Origin of the sequence: Streptomyces sp. NPDC001027, from assembly GCF_040299045.1 — a bacterium.
Taxonomy (GTDB): domain Bacteria; phylum Actinomycetota; class Actinomycetes; order Streptomycetales; family Streptomycetaceae; genus Streptomyces.
In genome coordinates this window covers 1-2041 of sequence record NZ_JBEPBI010000528.1, presented here as the reverse complement: position 1 = coordinate 2041, position 2041 = coordinate 1, and the positions used below count along the sequence as shown (strand labels likewise).

At 71.5% G+C, this 2041-nt stretch carries 2 protein-coding genes and 1 pseudogene; 1 reads left to right on the top strand and 2 read right to left on the bottom strand.

Translation table 11 applies throughout. The features are described 5' to 3' along the window. Nucleotides 1-74: 74 nt before the first annotated feature. Complete coding sequence (locus tag ABT300_RS43555) at nt 75-758, bottom strand: type III effector protein (RefSeq protein ID WP_351688588.1); 684 nt, start codon at nt 756-758, stop codon at nt 75-77. Between the two features lie 132 nt (nt 759-890). On the opposite strand from ABT300_RS43555, the gene ABT300_RS43550 reads away from it, so the two are divergent. Beyond that, nucleotides 891-1325 (top strand): Hsp20/alpha crystallin family protein, encoded by a 435-nt coding sequence (locus ABT300_RS43550; RefSeq protein ID WP_351688586.1) that lies wholly within the window; start codon nt 891-893, stop codon nt 1323-1325. 115 nt (nt 1326-1440) lie between these two features. On the opposite strand, the pseudogene ABT300_RS43545 reads toward ABT300_RS43550, so the two are convergent. Further along, nucleotides 1441-1956: pseudogene (locus ABT300_RS43545) on the bottom strand (DUF305 domain-containing protein); the annotation flags it as partial. Between the last annotated feature and the right edge of the window lie 85 nt (nt 1957-2041).

The window sequence follows — 2041 nt, the reverse complement described above, 5'->3', positions numbered from 1 at the left end:
CCCCTTGGCACCTCTCGGGAGTTTAGCCCGACGGGAGCCGACCCCGGCCGGGCGCGTGGGGGCAGGCGGGGCGGTCAGGGCCGCGGCGGGATGTGAGGCCCTCGGCGCTGGTCGCCGCTGTCGCGGCGGAGCCGGTCGGTGTGACGGGCCACGTCGTCGACCCGCGCGGCGAGTTCGGGGTGTTCCGGAGTCAGATACGAGCGTGTGCCCGTCAGCGGGCCGACGAGGGCGGCCGCGTCGTCCGCGGCGAGGGCGGAGCTGAGCTCGACGAGAGGGCTGCGGGCGGCGGGCGGGAGGTCGAGCGCGGTGATCTGTCCGGCGAGCCGGCGCAGATCGGCGGCGTTGGCGCGCGCCCAGGCGGTGACGGTGCGATCGGCGGCGCGGCGGTCGCGGGTGGCCTGGACGCGTTGCTCGCCCGTGGACCCAGGGTTCCCGGGGCGGACGCGCAGGTAGCGACGTTCGGCGGCCTGGCGGCTGGCGACGCCGAGGGGGTGCGCGAGGTCGGCCCAGCTGGCGCCCGCTTCCCGGGCCTCCTCGATCAGGCCCGGTTCCCAGCCGGCGAGCCGGTCGCGCACCTCACGGAGCAACAGGAGTGCGGCGAGTGCCTGTTCCGAGCTGGGCTGGGCGCATGCGGCGTGCTCGTCCGACGGCGGCGTCCCGGCGGTGCGCAGAGCCTCGTTGATCGTGTCGAGGGCCGTGGCCGCGAGGAAGGACGCGGGGGTGACGGTGTGCGGGTCCTGGTGATCGTCGGTGGTCATGCCGCCTCCGGTGGCGCTGTCATCGTATGGACGACATCTTGCTTGTCATCGTATCGATGACATGTTACAACAGTGGCAGGTCACCCCGCATTGGCAGCAAGTGCCTGATCCGAACACTGGAGGTGTTTCCCGATGTTGATGCGCACCGACCCGTTCCGCGAGCTCGACCGACTCACCCAGCAGCTCCTGAACACCACGGGCACGTGGTCGCGGCCGTCGGCGATGCCGATGGACGCCTACCGTGAGGGGGAGGAGTACGTGATCGCCCTCGATCTGCCCGGCGTCTCCCCGGACGCGATCGACGTCGACGTCGAGCGGAACATGCTGACCGTCAAGGCCGAGCGGCGGCCCGTCGCCAAGGCGGACGACGTGCAGATGGAGCTCAGCGAGCGACCTCTCGGAGTCTTCTCCCGCCAGCTCGTGCTGGCGGACACCCTCGACACCGAGCGCATCCAGGCGGACTACGACGCAGGTGTGCTGACCCTGCGCATCCCCATCGCCGAGCGCGCCAAGCCCCGCAAGGTGGCCGTCGGCGGCGGCTCCTCGCAGCGGCAGATCAGCAGCTGAGCCTGTTCTCGTTCTCCTTCGCCGCCGACGGTCCGGCCGCGCCGAACTCGTCCAGGCGGCCCGGACCGGGGGAGGGGAGAGGCGTCCCGGGGACCGCCCCTCCCCTCCCGCGGGATCAGCCCTTGCCGAGCAGCTTGTTCATCTCGGTGATCTCGGCGGTCTGCGCGGCGACGATGTCGTCGGCGAGAGACATGGCGGGCGCGTACTCACCCTTGTTCTTCTCGGTGTTGGCCATGGCCACGGCGCCCTCGTGGTGCTCGACCATCATCGCGAGGAACTTCGCGTCGAAGTCCTTGCCGGACGCCTTCTCGAGCGCGGCCATGTCCGAACCGCCCATCATGCCCGGCATCGCGGAGCCCGAGTGATCCATGCCGGGCATGGATTCCGCCGTGGCGGCCGAGGAGTCCGGGACGTCCTCACCCCAGGACGTGAGCCAGCCGCTCATGGTCTTGATCTCCGGATCCTGCGCCTTCTCGATGCGCGAGGCGAGGCCCTTGACCTGCGCGGAGGACGCCCGGCCGGCGGCCAGTCGCGCCATCTCCAGGGCCTGGCGGTGGTGCGGGACCATGCCCTGCGCGAAGGACACGTCCTGGGCGTTGTGGGCGCCCGCCGTGACGCCGGAGGCCGTACTCGCGGGCCGTGGCGTAGCCGTCCGCGGAGTTGACGATCTGCGCCAGCCAGACCAGCGCCAGAAACCCGAACATCACGAAGAACGC

Excerpts from the sequence above, each read along its gene's own strand:
- ABT300_RS43555 (WP_351688588.1), bottom strand. The coding sequence starts at position 758 with ATGACCACCGACGATCACCAGGACCCGCACACCGTCACCCCCGCGTCC.
- ABT300_RS43550 (WP_351688586.1), top strand. The coding sequence starts at position 891 with ATGTTGATGCGCACCGACCCGTTCCGCGAGCTCGACCGACTCACCCAG.